The organism is Mucilaginibacter litoreus, assembly GCF_042676805.1.
In the GTDB taxonomy this organism is placed as follows: domain Bacteria; phylum Bacteroidota; class Bacteroidia; order Sphingobacteriales; family Sphingobacteriaceae; genus Mucilaginibacter; species Mucilaginibacter litoreus.
Window position 1 is genome coordinate 335,933 of sequence record NZ_JBHTHZ010000013.1, and the last position, 16,998, is coordinate 352,930.

The window sequence follows — 16,998 nt, forward strand, 5'->3', positions numbered from 1 at the left end:
ATGAAATACTGGTTACTCTCTTTCCCGGGCATTGCTGTTGTTGCACTATCGTTTATATCAATCCAGCAAAACAGTGCACCTGTTGTAAAAATAACTGCGCCTAAGGTTGCAACGTTTAGCTGGGATGCGCCGGTAAGTTACAGCATCAGCGTTGCTGATAAAGAAGATGGCGACTCCAAATTCGACGAGATAAACGGCCTCGAGGTATTACTTGAAGTGAGGTTTATTGATAGCAAAGGGCAGGTGCCCTCAGCTAACCAACCTGCTGCGCCCGACGAGCAGGGCTTAGCGATAATGCGCTCGTCTAACTGTTTTAACTGTCATAACTTTAACAGCAAGCTTATAGGGCCATCATACAGCGATATCGTAGCCAAATACCCGCTTTCTGCTGCTAATGTGGCTTTGCTTACTAAACGGATCAAAGAGGGGTCTGCAGGTATTTGGGGTAAGGCTGCCATGCCCACGCACCCCGAACTAAGTGATAACGAAACGGAAACAGTGGTGAAATGGATGTATAAACAAGCCGCTAACCCAAACGTAACTTATTATACAGGCCTTGATGGTGTGTTCAGGACCAAAGCGGCACCGGCGGATAAAAAAGGCACCTATGTTATCACAGCAAGCTATACCGACCATGGATTAAAAACGACGCCGGGCAAACAACGTATTACCGGCCGGGATATGATGATATTGCAAAGCCGTTAAGATTTTTGGCAGCGGATGTTTACATTTGCTGATAGCCATGAGAGATATCCCTGTTCATCAGCTTAAGGAAAGAGCAAGCACCGGCCTTGAAGTTTGGCGGTACAGCCCTGATGATCCTGAAGATGATGTAGTAATGGATGCCCACCGCGATGATCACTACATCTTTTTTGTAATTGAGAATGGTACCGCCTCGCTGATGATAGATTTTCAGGAGGTGTTTTTTCCACCCCAAACCCTTTATTATGTACTGCCGGGCCAGGTTCATCATCGCATATATAATGAAATGGCCGGCGGATGGTTTATTGCTGTTGATACCATGCTGGTACCACCCGATTGCCGCAAGGTGTTTGAAGGAAAGCTGGAGATACAACAACCACATACATTAAGCGATGTAAAAATGGACCAGTGCAGATTGTTGCTCAACCTGTTACACCAGCGGTTTGTAGAAGACGATGGCGCACCATTCAACCTGCCGGTTCTGCACTCCTTGCTGCAATCGTTTATTGGGATTGCCGCGGGATGTTTTACCTGCGCAGAAAGCCCAACCATACAGGTATCCAGGCCTATAGAAATTGCGCAGCAGTTTAAGAAAACACTGGTTGATAATATCTGCACTGTAAAAAGCCCTTCGGCCTATGCCGACATCTTGCGGGTATCTGAGAGTTATCTGAACGAGTCGCTTAAAAAGGTAACCGGCATGTCTGTAAGTTACTGGATATTGAACGAAGTAATGCTTGAGGCCAAACGTTTGCTTTACTACAGCCAGCTTAATGTTAAAGAGGTTGCCCACCGGCTGGGTTATGACGACCACGCCTATTTCTCGCGGATATTTAAAAAATCTGAAGGTATTACGCCATTGTCATTCAGGGCCGCTTACCGTAAATAGTCCAATCATTACCACGGCTTAGCCATTGATTTACGGCCGTATTGCCTGTTTCTTTGTGATAAAATATACCCCACATGGAAACATCTGTATTATACAAACTTAAAAAGAAAGCAGGCGACCTGTTTGAGCCACGCCTGCTGCAAACCGGCCGCGTACTGGAGGTAAGGCCCTGGGCGCCCTCTACCATGATCGAGATCGACCTGCATTTACCACTTACTGATATGGAATGCTGGGAATACGTGCCTTATATAAAATTTAAGGTAGATGCCCTTACCTATCGTGATTATACACCATCAGGATGGGATGCCGAAACCCGCACCTGTACTATTTTTATTGATGCTATACACAATGGTCCCGGTGCAAAATGGGCGCGCCAGCTAAGGGGTGGTGATACCATCAGCTATATTAAAAAGATTGGCTTTACCCAGCATAAGCCCGACCAAACATCGGCGGTTATTGCCCTTGGCGACGAAAGCAGTGTAGGGCATTTGCTGGCCCTGCAAAAAATGGTGTTGCCGCATACCCGCTTCTCCGGAGGGATTGTAATGGGTAATGATGAGCACCGCAGGCAATTCCATGAGTTCTTCTGGACGCCCATAGAGCCTGTGGAACGCAAGGATATTTATGGCCATCACAGTTTGATGGAGTGGGTATTACAGCAAAAGTACAGCCTGGAAAATACTATCTTTTACCTTACCGGCAACAGCACCATGGTAGCCCAGTTGCGCAAATTGCTTAAGCAACAGGGTTACCCGTCATCGCAAATAAAGGCGCAGGGCTTTTGGTCTTAGCAACCTGTGTTAAGCTTATTTAAGCTTAACATAGGTCTCTGTAATTTCATGGTTGATGTTCAAGCTGTCAATCTTTTCAATGCCTTTTTGTATCAGGGTGTCGCCCTTGAACTCAACCGTAAAATCAAAATCCTTGCCTTCCCAGTCGCGGTAATTTAGGTAGGCCAGGTGTTCGGTGTATTTGTTATCCTTAAAATCATAGGTACCTCCGCCTGCGGTATAAGTAGCATCCTTACCTTTCCCTTTGCTTAAATCGTGGCGCATAAAAGCAAAGTGGGTATCGTTCAATATCTTCAGCATTTCCTGATTGGCTACCGGGTAATCTTTCACAGTATCGCCTTTGGTAACGGTTATGGCCGATACCAGTTTCCAGGTGCCTACCATTGGCGAGGCGGTTTTAGTTGCAGCCGCATCGCCAGCCGGTTTTTGGGTGCATGATGCCAGGGCAATGCCTGCCAGCAGTAACAAACGGGTTAATTTCATGAGATTGAGGTTTTGTTGATTTAACTACTAATATAAGTGGAACAATAATAAATGCAATACTGTTAAGCTATTGTATGCAGGAAAATATAAGCGGCAATCGCTCAAATTTTTTTTCAGGCGCGAGCGGGCTGGTGCTGCCCGTGCCTAATAAACAGGCTTATCCCCCGGAGTATCAAAGTAAGTCGCGATTATGCTATTATGGTTCATTATTCAACAGCATTGAGGTAAACAGTTCATTTTACAAAGTGCCGATGGCTTCAACCGTAAAAAAATGGGCCAATGATGTACCGGATGGTTTTCGTTTTACTTATAAATTATGGCGTGACATTACGCATAATAAAGAGTTGCTTTTTAAGCCCGAAGATATTGAACGTTTTATGCAGGTGATTGACGCTGCAGGCGACAAAAAGGGCAGCCTGCTGATACAATTTCCCGGCAGTACAGGCGTAACGTCTATCAGGCAGTTAGAGAAATTGCTGGTTAATTTACAGGATACAGCCCTGGCAGATGGCTGGGATATAGCTATAGAGTTCAGGAATAAAAGCTGGTATCATGAGGACACCTACCGTTTGCTTGATGATTACAATTGCGCCATGGTGATACAGGATATGCCAAAGGCTATAACACCCATGATAGATTCGCCGGCAGATTTTGTTTACCTGCGCTTTCATGGACCTAATGGCGGATATCGCGGCAGCTACAACGATGCCTTTTTATACGAGTATGCCCAGATGATTATCGATTGGCTTAACGACGATAAGCGTGTTTACGCCTATTTCAATAATACCATGGGCGATGCGATAAATAATTTGATGACACTGAACAGGTTTGTAAGGGAAACGATTTTATAATCATAAAAAAATGTCATTTCGAACGGGCGATAGCGGGGAGTGGGAAGATATATTGTTTGAGCCCAGTAACTGTGTCATCCCGAAGGAGGTACGACGAGGGATCTTGTTAGAAGACCAAAAAATAAAGCGTAAAGGCTGATCTATCAAGATTTCTCACTATCGTTCGAAATGACACCTTATAGTAATAACAGACAAAGGAAGCACGCTAATAGTATGCCTCCTTTGTCAGTAGCTAACCCTTATTTACCAGGGCAGTTCTTCGCCCAGGTGGATGAACCTGCCGTTAGGGCCATCTTCGCCTATCAGGGCCAGCTCAACACTGGTTTTCGCGCCGTCAACAATTTCCATTGGTGCTACTTCGGTACCACCTAACTCGGTTTTAACCCATCCGGGATGTGCAGAGTTCACTTTAATGCCGGTGCCTTCCAGTTCAATGGCCAGGTGATTGGTGAATACATTTAATGCAGCTTTAGATGCATCGTAAGATAACACCTTAATGTCTTTTATCGGGCTGTCTGCCTGTGCATGCAATGTTAAAGACCCTAATATGCTTGACAGGTTAACAATACGGCCGGCATCGCTTTTCTTTAATAAGGGCAGTAATGCATTAGTTAAATACACCTGCGCAAAAAAGTTGGTTTCAAACACGTATTCAAACTCCTCTTCGGTGGTTTCTGCTGTTACTTTTTCAAACAGCGACCTTTTAGGTGCTACACCGGCGTTATTCACCAATATATCCAGCCTTCCAAATTTTTCTTCAATGTAAGCGGCTAATGCTTTACGGTCTTCTGCGCTGGTTACTTCAAGCTTCGCGCCATAAGCATCAATCCCTTGCTGTTTTAATTTTTCGGCCGATTCATTTGCTACATTGACATCGCGGGCTGTTAAAATAACAGTTATCCCTTGTTCACCCAGTTGTTTTGCGGTTTCAAAGCCTATTCCTCTGTTGGCTCCTGTAACAAGAGCGATTTTTTGATTTTTCATGTTATTATGCTGTTTGTTTTTATTTAAATTTTAAATAGACCGTTCGGTCTTTTTTAGATCAAAAAAATTAAAGTGTATATAGTTGTATTTCTTCTTTCAGCATTTTTACTATAGTTTGCATGGCGCTTTTATCATTGGTAACACGTGCCATTAGTGTACCACCTTCAAGCATGGCAAACATCTTTACAGCAAATTCCCGGGTATTCCAATCGGGTTTAAACTCACCGCTGGTTTTTCCGCTTTCAATTATCTCAGTTAATAACGCCTGCGAAACCTCTATGCCCCGCTTTATTTTTTGCTTTATAGCAGGGTTTGTATCATCGGCTTCAAGCCCAAAATTTAACATGGGGCAACCGCCTTCAATAACAGGTTTATCTACATGCGCAAAATGATCAATATACAATAGCAGCTTTTCTTTTGATGATTTAGCTTTTTTAAGGCTTGCACTTATCTTTTCACTTACTGTATTAAGGCAATAATCTACTACCGCACATGATAGTTGTTCCTTGCTTTCAAAGTGACCATACAAACCGCCCTTGGCCATTTTAGTAGCCTCCATTATATCACTCATGGCGGTGCCTGCAACACCTTTAGTGTTAAACAGCGGTGCCGATTGCTCTATGATGAATTGACGAGTGCGTTCTGCCTTTGTCATTGCTGGTTTCTTTTTGACAGGTCAAATGTAGACCGTTCGGTCTTTTTTTGCAAGTGGTTTATTGATTAATGTGAATGTAATGACAAATGTTACAATAGGCGCTTAAACCATGCGGCACATAAGCTGTCATACCTCCAAAAAAACAGAAAAAATGAAAAAAGTATTTTTAATGATAGCATTAGTAGCCGGACTTGGAGTAGCGGCTAATGCGCAAACCAAGCCAGGGCATAAGGTAAAAGATCCGGCCCAGCGTGCACAGCTAAGAACTGCCGCCCTTACTAAAAAGTTAAACCTTTCTGCAGATCAATCTGCTAAAGTAAAGGCAGTATTTGATAAACAGGCTGTACAGATGGATAGCCTGAAAGCAAATCGGTCGACAGACCGTAAGGCTAACATGCAGGCACGCAAAGCCATTTTTGCAAATACTGATGCAAATTTGAAGGGTATTTTAACTGCCGAACAGCAAACTGCTTATTCAGGTTTAAAAGCTAACATGCATAAGCGATTTGAAGGAAGGCGCCCTGCAAAAAACCCTGAGCAGAAAGCGCAACGCTATACAAAAGTGCTGACAAAAAAATTATCGCTCAGCGCAGACCAGTCGGCCAAAGTAAACGCTATACTGTTAAAGAGCGCGACTGAAATTAAGGACTTGAAAGCCAGCAAACCAGCGGACCGTAAAAGTGGTATGGAGGCCCGTAAAACCATTCTGTTGAATACCGACGCGCAATTGAAAACCGTTTTCAATGCCGATCAGCAAAAGCAGTATGCAGAGTTAAAGGCTAAAATGATTGAAAGGTTTAAAGCAAGGAGGGGCGCTAAAACAGCAACTCCAAATGCAGGTTAAATTTTGGTTGATGAATAAGTGTATGGGTGGGCAGCGGTTGGCTGTTCACCCTTTTTTTGTTTTAAAAAGTCGCTTTTGGCCTTAATGATGTCGTTTATGCACTATTTAATAGCGCTTATTGAATAATACTTTTGTTTATATTGTAAAACTAAATTAAACAACATGTCATTCCAGGGGTATTTAAAAACCATCAAAGAGAAAACAGGTATAACGCCTGCCGATTTCAGGCAGTTGGCCGAAGAAAAAGGCTTTACTGCAAGCGGAGAACTCATAGCCAAAGCTGGTGATGTTACTAAATGGCTTAAAGATGATTTTAATTTAGGGCATGGACATGCTATGGCTATTTACGCGCTCTTAAAAGGCATCAAAAATGAACACAGCGAATAATTATCAGTGCAGCTTTATTTTAAATTCATAATGCGGCACAGCCTCGCTGTAACTTGGCATTTTGTTAAAGGCGGAATATACAATGTACGGAGTACCGCTTTCAATCCCGGGCAGTAAGCTGTTGATTACACCGCGTATAGATTTATTCTCCTTAACAAGTGCGGCGGTATCTGTAAGGCTAAGTTTTGTGATATAGCACACGTTAGGGAAAGTCCCTTCATTATAAGTGTTATTATATATCCTGAATATTGATGGGCCGCTTTTTACCGCCTCAACCTTTAAGGGAAAATGGTAAGTGGTGTTAACCTCATTGCTTACCTTTGCAGCAAAGTTGTACAAATCGGTCTCATTATCATATTGCCAGTATGAGTTGGGCCTTGAGCAACTTCTGGCCAGTTGCATAGTATTCGCCGCCGCAAATACATTACCGCGGGTATAATCATCCGTGGCCTGCTGGTACAGCTCCGGGGCGGTTTTGCTGTTTATTTTGTACGGAGTTACGTTAATGTCCTTAAGTTTCCAGCCGTAATCAAAGTTGCCATAAACAAGGGTTGTTAAGTACTGGTCGGGCAATTTTTTTTTAGGCAGGTACATGGCGATATACATTTCCTGCGGGTCGCCGTTATAGATAAGCTTATAGCTGTTATTTCCGTTCTTTACGGTAATAGTATCAGCATTGAGGTATTTGTTCAATACATAAAATTCGTCGAACAATACAAGGCTGTCCCTCATCAGCTGGTCATATACCTGCGACGATAATTTGTTATAATAGTAGCCGCTCAACATTTCTTTAGACAGGTAGTTGCTAAAAGTCCTGTCGTCTTTTGTAAGTATGGCTTTAAATATTTTGCCGGTTAAATTGTGTAGTTCGTCACGCTGGCCATCTTTAATTTGTTCTTTTCTCCAGATGCCGGTTTCTGTGCTGCAGCTAAAAAATGTTATTGCAGCAAAAAATATCAATAGCGGTTTAAAAAGGTTTAGGGTGCTTTTCATACGTCACTAAGATAAAAAATAATTGATACCTGTGGGATTTGTATCTTTGGCACTTTGATTTGTGATATGAAGAAGTTAGTAAGTGTTCTTATAGTTGGGTTTATCGCTGTAATAAGTGTTTCATCGTGCGGTAATAATGAGCAGGCTAAGAAGCAGGCAGACACCCCAGCTGTTGCCAAACCATCAGCAGCAGCGCAAGCACCGGTTGCCGCTATAGATACAGGCCATTTGGTAGGTGCCTGGCATGATGAAGCTATAAAAACCGATGATGGTAAAGATATAGCTTATGAGGTAGTAAGCAAGGGGCATAAGGTTTACATACAGGCCATAACATTTACCGGTAAAGAGCTTACGCTTAATGATGCTCCGCCGATAACCGCTTCAGCGTCTGAGATTGTTAAACACGGAGACAAGTATGTTGGCGTACACTCACCATCAGAAATTTACAAAATTGATGAACATGGCAACCTGCTGATATATGACGGGGAAACGCTTGTAGCCGTTTGTAAAAAAATATTGTAAGCAGGTAATGGCTGCTACTTATGGTTTTTGTTCCAGCCAATTTTCATTTTGCCCTTTTCTTCATGCGCGCGAATGTGTACTACAATGCCTTTATAGCGCTTCTTTTTACGTTCCTCGGGATCTTCAATCTTAAAATCGTCTTTCGGGTTACGCAAAGGAATGTCCAGCGCTATATCGGTACCTTTTGTCATGCCGTAAACGCCGGCTACATCCACATTCAATACGCTTGAGCTTACCTGCAAAGGTTTAATAGTTATCATATCACCATTTACTACAAAATGCCCGTCCAGCTTGGGTATCATAATGTTTTTCAGGTCGCGGAAAGGGAATACAAACTTTCCTACGCCAATAAGCGGATGAAAGTTAAGTAAAGCAGCGTCCCGTAAACTTAAATCAAGATTACCCTTTATAGATTTGGGCACCAGGTCGCCGGCATCGGTAATGCCACCGGTTATATTGGTTTTGGCAGATAAGTAGCCTTTCAGGTTTTCGGAAGTAAAATCCTGCAGGCCAAAGTTGTTAAATGCGGTAAAAAATTCGCGCATGTTAACATGTACTATGGTGGTATTGATGGCAAAACGGTTCAGATTATTACCCTGTACCAAACGCCCGTTCATGCTGAGCGATCCGCCGGCGGTTTTTAAGCCAACATTTTTTATAATGATACCATCTTCGGTGGTCAGCAGGTCGGCACGTGTATCAGTAGCCAGGAATTTCTTATAGTACACCTTATTTACCTGCATGTGCATTTCGGCTCGGCCCTTGTCAAGGGCGGTAGCCAGCTGATCTATAAAATTGGCGTCGTTGCCACGGCGTTTGGCTGTTGGCGCTGCCTTGCGCTGCCCTAAAAAGCCCAGAAATTCCCCTAAGTATAATTGCGGGCTGCGTATTTGCCAGGTAAGCAAGATCTTCTCGGGCGCGTCGTAGTATAGGTTCAGGAAGTTATTTACCCGGCCTTCCATAGTTACTATACTGCGGCCGCTTTGCACACGGATATTATTTAATATCAGATCGTTTTTTACGAAATTCAACGAAAAGGACGAGTTTTTTAATTTCAGCTTACGGGGCAGGTAATAAAAATCGGTGTTGCGCAGATTAATGGACCCGTTTACAAACGGCTTGTTTATTTTATAGTCTACCACATCGGCACGGTACCGTAAGTTAATATCCGCGGAGCCATTGCTGAATTTGGCCACATCATCCTGCAAGAACCAGTTCAGGTCGGCAGCCGGAAAGCTCGACTTGAAGTTACCGGTCGCAATGGGTTTGCTTAAGTTAATCACACTACCGGTATCAATGGTGAAAGGCAAATGATTATAAGTGCCTTTAAAAGCAGTTAGTTTGATGATAGAGTTTTCGTCGCCAATCTCCTTACCCTTAATGTAATTATTGGTAAATGACCCGTTAAATGAACAGTTCTCAATAACACCACCCGGTGTAGTAAGTTTGTTATTTTGCACTTTAGCCGTTACAAACAGCAAAGGGTCGCCGCCGCCACCAAAACTGCCATTGATACTCGCGCTAACCGCGATAGGCTTGTCAAGGTTAAACATGTTCAATGATTTCTGAATATTGGCCGCCAGCAGGTTTGATGCATGCCGCCATAGCAGTTGCGGGGCCGATAGATTGATGCTAAAGTCGGTAGGTTCCTTTTTTGTACGGAAAACAGCATTTACATTAAATGGATCGCCGCCGATGTTGAGCGGGGCAACTTTAACACTAACATTGCCGTTGTCCTCATTGTATCCGGCAGAAAAATCGCCCTCTAACTGTTTGTTTTCAATAAAGCTGCCTTTAAGGGTGTTAAAAGCCATGCTCTTTGCAAGAACATTTAATTTGAAGCTGGCATGCCAGCCGCTGTCCGGATAAGCGATGTTGCCATTAAGGCTTTTAACGGCGAAGTTGAAAAGCTTATTGGCTTTCCTGTTATCCACAGTAAAGTTCACATTATTCAGGCTGAAGTTTTTAAGCTGTGTAGCCGAGCTGCTTTCTGATGGGTTGTCTTTAACCTTTTTATTATCCTTTTTAAAAACAGACGTGTTGCTGTAGCCTGTGCTATCGGTAAAAAGATCTATTGAAGCATTGTTAATGGTAATATGATTAATATCAATCGTTCCTTTAAACAATGCCAGCGTATTTAAAGAAATGTCGAAATTTTTAGCATTAAGCAATGTATGCTTGTGCTTGTTAAAGTTCTTATCACGAACCAGTACATTTTGAAGTGAAAGGGATACATCAGGCAAGCCACGGAAAAAATTTGGCTTCATATCACCAATAACCAGGGTGCCGTCAACGCTTTTATCAAGCTGCTCGTTTACCATTTTAAGTACCTTGGCCTTGTTAAAGGATATGTACATGGTAACACCTACAATAGTCAGTATAAATAATAAAACAAGTACGCCTATAACTTTCAGCGTAATTTTAAACCACTTCGGCATTTAATTCTTTTACAACTTAATACAAGAATGTTGCCATTTGTTTGAATTGTAACAGAATGGTTAAGAACAAGCGAAATATGAGGGTGAATTAATTGTAATTACAAGCCTGTAATATTCAATTTATAAATATCTTTGGGCGTGAAATTACTTTGCATCATATTCTCAATATGCATTATTATGCTCTCGGCAAGGCCCTGCTGCGCTGATAAGCAATGTAATGGCGAAGGAGTTGTAAAAAACGATCAGTCTGCCGGCAGATCAACAGAAAAAGATAAATGCCCCGGCTGTTCGCCATTCTTTTCCTGCGGCAGCTGTGTTGGTTTTATTGTTAACAAACAAGTAATAATAACCAATTTACTCATCGAACAGCATACAGAAAAACTTTACCTGCCTTATCAGGAACCGTCATTACCCAAGGTTTCGCTCTCCATCTGGCAACCGCCACAGTTAGGTTAACTTATAAGCCCTTATGGGCAAATTATTTGTTAACTTAATATTATACATGCATGAAAAAAATTTATGTGCTGCTGGCAGCACTTTTATATACCACTTTTGCTTATTCGCAAAATACTTTCAGCGCTTTAGTAAAAGATGCTAAAACGCAGCAGCCCTTGGCCGGCGCTACAGCGCAGATTATAGATACAGCCATTGGCGCCATGGCCGATTCAACAGGACTTATTACACTTAATAATGTACCCGATGGCCGTGTTATTATCAAATATTCATACCTGGGATATATTACCAGGAATGATACCTTGCAGTTCCCTGTAACCCAAACAAACGTACCGGTTATTCTCCTGACTATAAAAGAAGACGAGGAAGGCGAATTGCAGGGGGTTACCATCGCTGCCACACGCAGCAGTCGCACCATTGCCAATATTCCAACAAGGGTAGAAGTGATCAGCGGGGAGGAGCTTGACGAAAAAGGAAACATGAAACCTGGCGACATCCGCATGTTGTTGGCAGAAAGCACCGGGATACAAACCCAGCAAACATCCGCAACCAGCGGAAACTCCAGTATACGCATCCAGGGGCTTGATGGTAAATACACGCAGATCATCAGGGATGGTTTCCCGCTGTACTCGGGCTTCTCCGGTGGGTTGGGGCTTTTGCAAACCGCTCCTTTAGATCTGAAACAGGTAGAGGTGATCAAAGGTTCTTCGTCTACACTTTATGGGGGCGGTGCCATAGCAGGCCTGGTCAACCTGGTTTCAAAAACGCCGACAGATGAAAGGTCGCTTAACTTCTTACTAAACGGAACATCGGCCGGCGGCCTGGATGCCAGCAGCTTTTACGCGCAAAAATATGGTAAAACAGGTGCCACCGTTTATGCGGCTTATAATCATGGCTCGGCCTACGACCCTGCCGATATCGATTTGACCGCCATCCCTCGTTTCAACCGGTTTACGCTTAACCCTAAGCTGTATGTGTATCTCAATGATGCAACCACCCTTAACATTGGCATTAATGCTACTACAGAGAACCGCATTGGCGGCGATCTGCATTACATTGAAGGTAAGGTCGACGCACAGCATACCTATTTTGAGAAAAACAGAACGGGCAGGTACAGCACACAGGCACAACTTACTTATCAAACAGATACAAGCAGCAGGCTAACTATAAAAAACAGCGTAGGGCTGTTTGACCGTTCCATAACGCTGCCCGATTACCGTTTCTCCGGCAGGCAGCTATCTACTTATAGCGAAGCGAATTACCTGCTCAAAAAACAACAACTGGAATGGATTACCGGCATAAATTATATAACCGATAACTTTCGGGAAGATAGGAACAGTGAATTTCCCTTACGCAATTATGACCACGCTGTTATTGGTGCATTTGTACAAAACACCTGGGATGTATCAAGGAAGTTCATACTTGAATCTGGTTTACGCGCCGACCATCATAACCAATATGGTTTTTTCTTTTTGCCGCGTTTATCAGCTTTATGGAAAATCAGCGATAAAGTTTCCACCCGTATAGGTGGCGGGTTAGGCTATAAGGCGCCAAACGTTTTTACGGAAGACGCCGAGCGTATACAATTCAGGAATGTGCTCCCGATAGATGCTTCAGTTAGTAAGGCAGAGCGGTCTTACGGTACCAATTTGGATATTAATTACCGGGCCGCTTTATTTGATAATAATGTAAGCTTCAGCATCAACCACATGTTTTTTTATACCCGCATCAATAACCCTATCCTATTAATGCAGCTTGCCGGTAACAATAAGTTACAATATCAGCAACCCCGCGGCGATTTAAATACCAAGGGTATGGAAACAAACATAAAGCTGGGGTATAACAATTTCAAGCTATTTGTTGGCTATACTTATGCAGATGTAAGCCAGCATACGCTTGATGTAATAAGCGCTTACCCGCTGGTATCAAAACACCGCATTAACAATGTACTGATGTATGAGCTTGAAGGTAAGTGGAAAATAGGAGCAGAGGCTTATTACTTTAGCAGGCAAAAACTGAACGATGGTTCAACCGGCAAAGCTTATTGGACAACGGGCTTTATGGCCGAAAGGATATGGAGCCGGGTCTCTTTATTTATCAATTTTGAAAACCTGACGGATACCAGGCAAACCCGTTTTGATACCATTTACACCGGTAGTATAACTGACCCTGTTTTCAGGGATATATACGCTCCGCTGGACGGCTTTGTGGTAAATGGCGGTATAAAGTTTAAACTTTAACAAACAGCACCGGTTAATTGCAAGCCCTAAGCCGTTTAAACATTTCCTATATTAGCCGCATAAAGTTTATGAACAAATTATCTCCGCAATTACGTACCGTTAACGTTACCCGTTATGTAACGCCACTGCGCGAAGGAGGGTCGTTGCCGGCCATTGCCGAGGCAGACGACAACTTTTTATATGTGCTGAAATTCAGGGGGGCAGGGCAGGGGCCAAAAGCCCTGATCGCTGAGTTGATTGGTGGCGAGATAGCCCGGAAACTTGGATTAAAAATACCGGAGCTTGTTTTTGTGAACCTCGACGAAGCCTTTGGACGTACCGAGGCCGACGAAGAGATTCAGGACCTCCTGAAGTTTAGCGTAGGGCTTAACCTGGCGCTTCATTATTTATCGGGCGCCATAACTTTTGATCCAACGGTAACTACAGTTGATGAAAAGCTGGCTTCGCAGATTGTATGGCTGGATGCCTTGTTAACCAATGTAGACCGCACCGCACGCAATACCAATATGCTGATATGGCACCAGGAACTCTGGCTGATTGACCATGGGGCGGCACTGTATTTCCATCACAGCATGGATAATTGGGAAGAGCAGGCTATACGGCCTTTTGTGCAGATAAAAGACCATGTACTGTTAAAACGCGCTGCTGAGCTGGATAATATTGATGCGGACTTTAAAGCGATACTGACGACGGAGTTGATAGAGGCCATTGTAGCTATCATTCCTGATGACTGGCTTACCGATCGTTCTTTTGAAACAGCCGATGATCAGCGCAAAGTATATACCCGGTTCTTGAACACCCGGATCGCAAACTCAGCTATTTTTGTAAAGGAAGCACAAAATGCAAGACAAGCACTTATTTGAGTATGCCGTTGTACGTGTTGTGCCCAGGGTAGAACGCGAGGAGTTTATTAATGTGGGGGTAATTGTTTATTGCGCCAGGCAGAAGTTTTTGAAGATGCGGTACCATATAGACAGACAAAGATTGCTGGCTTTTTCGAAGGATCTGGATATAGATACTATCGAAAAAAACCTTCAATCTTTTCAGCGTATTTGCAATGGGGGCATTGATGGCGGCCCTATTGGCGAACTGGATGCTCCATCGCGCTTCAGGTGGCTTACGGCAACACGGAGCACCGTAGTGCAAACTTCAAAAGTGCATCCCGGCTTTTGTACAAGCGGCGAAGATGTGGTTGATCGGTTGTACCAGCAACTGGTGCTGCAGGATTGATATCGGAACTAAAATTTCGTAATTTTAAATTTAAACCAACATTAATACCTCATGCTTATATCTTTTACCAAGCGGTTTATTTTTTTCTGTTTGATGTGTATTTGCCTGTGTCAATTTGCTTACGGCCAAAAGACAAAAAGCATCAACCCTAAATTCCGGGTGATTGGTTTTTACACCGGTAAAGAAGATCAGGGACACATCAGCTTTTTGCATGAGGCGAACAAATGGTTTGAGCAGGCCGCTAAGCGGTATAATTTCAGTTACGATTCAACCGGTAACTGGCAAAACATGAACGATAAGTTTTTATCACGTTACCAGGTGGTGATATTTTTAGATACCCGGCCGGAAGGTGCCAAGCAACGGGCGGCATTTGAACGCTATATGCGAAATGGCGGCGCATGGATGGGATTTCACTTTGCAGCCTTCGCGCTCAACCAATCTGCCGTGCCATCAAACTGGGATTGGTACCACAACGAATTTTTAGGATCGGGCCAGTATGGCAGCAATACCTGGAGGCCAACATCTGCGGTAATGAAAGTAGAGGACCGTATGCACCCAGCTACCCGAAACATGCCGGTGAACTTTAAAGCCTCACCAAACGAATGGTACCGCTGGCAAAACGATCTTAAAAAGAACCCGGATATAGATGTGCTGGTTTCGATAGATTCACTCAGCTATCCGTTAGGCACCGGCCCTAAACAAAACGAGATTTGGCATAGCGGTTACTATCCTGTGGTATGGACCAATAAAAAATACCGCATGATCTACCTGAACATGGGCCATAACGATATCGACTACGAAAACAAAACCAATAAAGACCTCTCCCATACATTTGATAACGAGGTTGAGGACAAATTGATACTGGATGCGCTCTTTTGGCTTGGCGGTGCAACAAAATAAAACAAGCTACATACCTGAAAACTGCATTTAACATGAAAACTGGATTATTATTAGGTAATCTGTTGCTTATGTCTGCCCTGGCTTTTGGCCAGGCTGCCATTACAAAGCAACCCTACTCTGCTGTTAATAAAACCGCTAAATTATTTGTAACCGAAAAGGGCTCGGACAAGCGATTAGCGCCATCCGGCGAATTAAAATTTGTTACAGAAGCACAACCACCCGAAACGGAAACAGTGGTGTTTGTAGACCCGGAAAGAAAGTTCCAGGCAATGATAGGCATAGGCGGTGCATTAACAGATGCCGCAGCCGAAACCTTTTATAAACTGCCTAAAGATAAACAACAGGAGTTTTTGAATGCCTATTATAACAAGCAGACTGGAATAGGCTACACATTTGCCCGTACCAGCATACAAAGCACTGACTTTAGCAGCGAAAGCTATAGTTATGTAAGTAATAATGATAAAAACCTGTCGACTTTTGATGTAAGCCATGATAAAAAGTACCGTATACCGTTTATAAAGGCAGTTACCCGGGCAGCAGGCGGCAAACTGCCTATGTTTGTTTCGCCCTGGAGCCCGCCGGCTTTCATGAAAACCAATAACGATGTTTTACACGGCGGCAAACTTAAGCCCGAATACGCGCAAAGCTGGGCTAACTTTTATGTAAAGTTCATTAAAACTTATGAAGCTTTGGGCATGCCTGTATGGGGCCTATCGGTACAAAACGAGCCTATGGCTACACAAACATGGGAGTCATGTAATTACACTGCCGAAGAAGAACGTGACTTTGTAAAGAACTTTTTAGGGCCAACGTTACAAAAGAATGGCCTTGGAGCAAAAAAACTGATTGTTTGGGACCATAACCGTGATCTGCTTTATCAGCGTGCAAGTACAATACTGGAAGATCCGGCGGCGGCCAAATACGTTTGGGGTATCGGTTTCCACTGGTATGAAACATGGACAGGCGCGGGGCAAAACTTTGAAAGCCTGCGTATAACGCATGATGCCTTTCCTGATAAGAACCTCATATTTACCGAAGGATGTATAGAGAAATTTGATTTTAACCGCATTAACGACTGGAGCCTGGGTGAGCGTTACGGCCTTTCTATGATAAATGATTTTAACGCCGGTACAGTAGCCTGGACAGACTGGAACGTTTTGCTTGACGAGAAAGGCGGCCCTAACCATGTAGGCAACTTTTGTTTTGCACCCGTACATGCCGATACACGTACCGGGCAACTGCTGTATACCAACTCTTACTATTATATAGGGCATTTTTCAAAATTTATACAGCCGGGGGCAAGGCGCATTGCCAGTGTAGCCAGCAGGGACAAACTGTTGAGCACGGCTTACCTTAATCCCGATGGTAAAATAGCCGTTGTGGTAATGAACCGTACAGATGAAAAGATAGATTACAGCATCTGGATAAAAGGGCAGGCAGCCAAAACTGTTAGCGAGCCGCATTCAATAGCTACATTGATAGTTAATTAGTGAATGAATGTTGATAAAATTTCATAATCAAAAACGCCCCGGCAATACCGGGGCGTTTTTGATTTGGTCATCTATCCAACCATTATCATAGCGGCTTGGCCTAAGCACGTTGTGTAATTATTAAGAACCAGGTTGTTGTAATAAGG

At 43.4% G+C, this 16,998-nt stretch carries 18 protein-coding genes; 13 read left to right on the plus strand and 5 right to left on the minus strand.

Annotated elements, in window-relative coordinates:
- From ACFQZX_RS14825 to ACFQZX_RS14835, 3 genes are all read left to right on the plus strand, one after another.
- Complete coding sequence (locus ACFQZX_RS14825; RefSeq protein ID WP_377116760.1) at positions 1-705, plus strand: c-type cytochrome; 705 nt, start codon at positions 1-3, stop codon at positions 703-705.
- Between the two features lie 37 nt (positions 706-742).
- Positions 743-1,591 carry a helix-turn-helix domain-containing protein gene (locus ACFQZX_RS14830; RefSeq protein WP_377116762.1) on the plus strand — a complete coding sequence of 283 codons (849 nt, stop codon included), beginning with the start codon at positions 743-745 and terminating at the stop codon, positions 1,589-1,591.
- A 74-nt stretch (positions 1,592-1,665) separates the two neighbouring features.
- Positions 1,666-2,382: an SIP domain-containing protein gene (locus ACFQZX_RS14835; RefSeq protein WP_377116764.1), complete on the plus strand. Its 717-nt coding sequence runs from the start codon at positions 1,666-1,668 to the stop codon at positions 2,380-2,382.
- A 15-nt stretch (positions 2,383-2,397) separates the two neighbouring features.
- On the opposite strand, the gene ACFQZX_RS14840 is transcribed toward ACFQZX_RS14835, so the two are convergent.
- Positions 2,398-2,865, minus strand: coding sequence for a hypothetical protein (locus ACFQZX_RS14840; RefSeq protein WP_377116766.1), 468 nt, complete (start codon positions 2,863-2,865; stop codon positions 2,398-2,400).
- Positions 2,866-2,939: 74 nt separating this feature from the next.
- Between ACFQZX_RS14840 and ACFQZX_RS14845 the strand changes: the two genes are divergently transcribed.
- On the plus strand, positions 2,940-3,716 hold the full coding sequence (locus ACFQZX_RS14845; protein WP_377116768.1) for a DUF72 domain-containing protein: 777 nt from the start codon (positions 2,940-2,942) through the stop codon (positions 3,714-3,716).
- Positions 3,717-3,959: 243 nt separating this feature from the next.
- On the opposite strand, the gene ACFQZX_RS14850 is transcribed toward ACFQZX_RS14845, so the two are convergent.
- Both ACFQZX_RS14850 and ACFQZX_RS14855 read right to left on the minus strand, forming a co-directional pair.
- Entirely contained in the window at positions 3,960-4,700 is a 741-nt protein-coding gene (locus ACFQZX_RS14850) for an SDR family oxidoreductase (RefSeq protein ID WP_377116770.1), read from the minus strand.
- 67 nt (positions 4,701-4,767) lie between these two features.
- On the minus strand, positions 4,768-5,355 hold the full coding sequence (locus ACFQZX_RS14855) for a TetR/AcrR family transcriptional regulator (RefSeq protein ID WP_377116772.1): 588 nt from the start codon (positions 5,353-5,355) through the stop codon (positions 4,768-4,770).
- Positions 5,356-5,506: 151 nt separating this feature from the next.
- Between ACFQZX_RS14855 and ACFQZX_RS14860 the strand changes: the two genes are divergently transcribed.
- Together ACFQZX_RS14860 and ACFQZX_RS14865 are read left to right on the plus strand one after the other, a co-directional pair.
- Complete coding sequence (locus ACFQZX_RS14860; protein ID WP_377116774.1) at positions 5,507-6,199, plus strand: hypothetical protein; 693 nt, start codon at positions 5,507-5,509, stop codon at positions 6,197-6,199.
- Positions 6,200-6,361: 162 nt separating this feature from the next.
- A complete protein-coding gene (locus tag ACFQZX_RS14865) occupies positions 6,362-6,586 on the plus strand; it encodes a DUF4287 domain-containing protein (RefSeq protein ID WP_377116776.1) in 225 nt (74 codons plus the stop codon).
- Between the two features lie 3 nt (positions 6,587-6,589).
- On the opposite strand, the gene ACFQZX_RS14870 is transcribed toward ACFQZX_RS14865, so the two are convergent.
- Entirely contained in the window at positions 6,590-7,579 is a 990-nt protein-coding gene (locus ACFQZX_RS14870; protein WP_377116778.1) for a hypothetical protein, read from the minus strand.
- 66 nt (positions 7,580-7,645) lie between these two features.
- Here ACFQZX_RS14870 and ACFQZX_RS14875 point away from each other — a divergent pair, with 66 nt between their 5' ends.
- Positions 7,646-8,101 carry a hypothetical protein gene (locus tag ACFQZX_RS14875; protein ID WP_377116780.1) on the plus strand — a complete coding sequence of 152 codons (456 nt, stop codon included), beginning with the start codon at positions 7,646-7,648 and terminating at the stop codon, positions 8,099-8,101.
- Between the two features lie 14 nt (positions 8,102-8,115).
- On the opposite strand, the gene ACFQZX_RS14880 is transcribed toward ACFQZX_RS14875, so the two are convergent.
- Positions 8,116-10,539 (minus strand): AsmA family protein, encoded by a 2,424-nt coding sequence (locus ACFQZX_RS14880; RefSeq protein ID WP_377116782.1) that lies wholly within the window; start codon positions 10,537-10,539, stop codon positions 8,116-8,118.
- Between the two features lie 138 nt (positions 10,540-10,677).
- Between ACFQZX_RS14880 and ACFQZX_RS14885 the strand changes: the two genes are divergently transcribed.
- The 6 genes from ACFQZX_RS14885 to ACFQZX_RS14910 all read left to right on the plus strand — a co-directional run bounded on the left by ACFQZX_RS14885 (position 10,678) and on the right by ACFQZX_RS14910 (position 16,852).
- Positions 10,678-10,995 (plus strand): hypothetical protein, encoded by a 318-nt coding sequence (locus tag ACFQZX_RS14885; RefSeq protein ID WP_377116784.1) that lies wholly within the window; start codon positions 10,678-10,680, stop codon positions 10,993-10,995.
- Between the two features lie 50 nt (positions 10,996-11,045).
- A complete protein-coding gene (locus ACFQZX_RS14890; protein ID WP_377116786.1) occupies positions 11,046-13,232 on the plus strand; it encodes a TonB-dependent receptor in 2,187 nt (728 codons plus the stop codon).
- 68 nt (positions 13,233-13,300) lie between these two features.
- The gene (locus tag ACFQZX_RS14895) at positions 13,301-14,095 is read left to right on the plus strand and encodes a HipA family kinase (RefSeq protein ID WP_377116788.1); all 795 of its coding nucleotides are present in this window, start codon (positions 13,301-13,303) and stop codon (positions 14,093-14,095) included.
- The gene (locus ACFQZX_RS14900; protein ID WP_377116790.1) at positions 14,073-14,462 is read left to right on the plus strand and encodes a DUF3037 domain-containing protein; all 390 of its coding nucleotides are present in this window, start codon (positions 14,073-14,075) and stop codon (positions 14,460-14,462) included. Before ACFQZX_RS14895 ends, ACFQZX_RS14900 begins: the two co-directional genes overlap by 23 nt.
- A 159-nt stretch (positions 14,463-14,621) precedes the next feature.
- Positions 14,622-15,362, plus strand: coding sequence for a ThuA domain-containing protein (locus tag ACFQZX_RS14905; protein WP_377116792.1), 741 nt, complete (start codon positions 14,622-14,624; stop codon positions 15,360-15,362).
- Positions 15,363-15,394: 32 nt separating this feature from the next.
- On the plus strand, positions 15,395-16,852 hold the full coding sequence (locus tag ACFQZX_RS14910; RefSeq protein ID WP_377116794.1) for a glycoside hydrolase family 30 protein: 1,458 nt from the start codon (positions 15,395-15,397) through the stop codon (positions 16,850-16,852).
- The last annotated feature ends 146 nt before the right edge of the window (positions 16,853-16,998 follow it).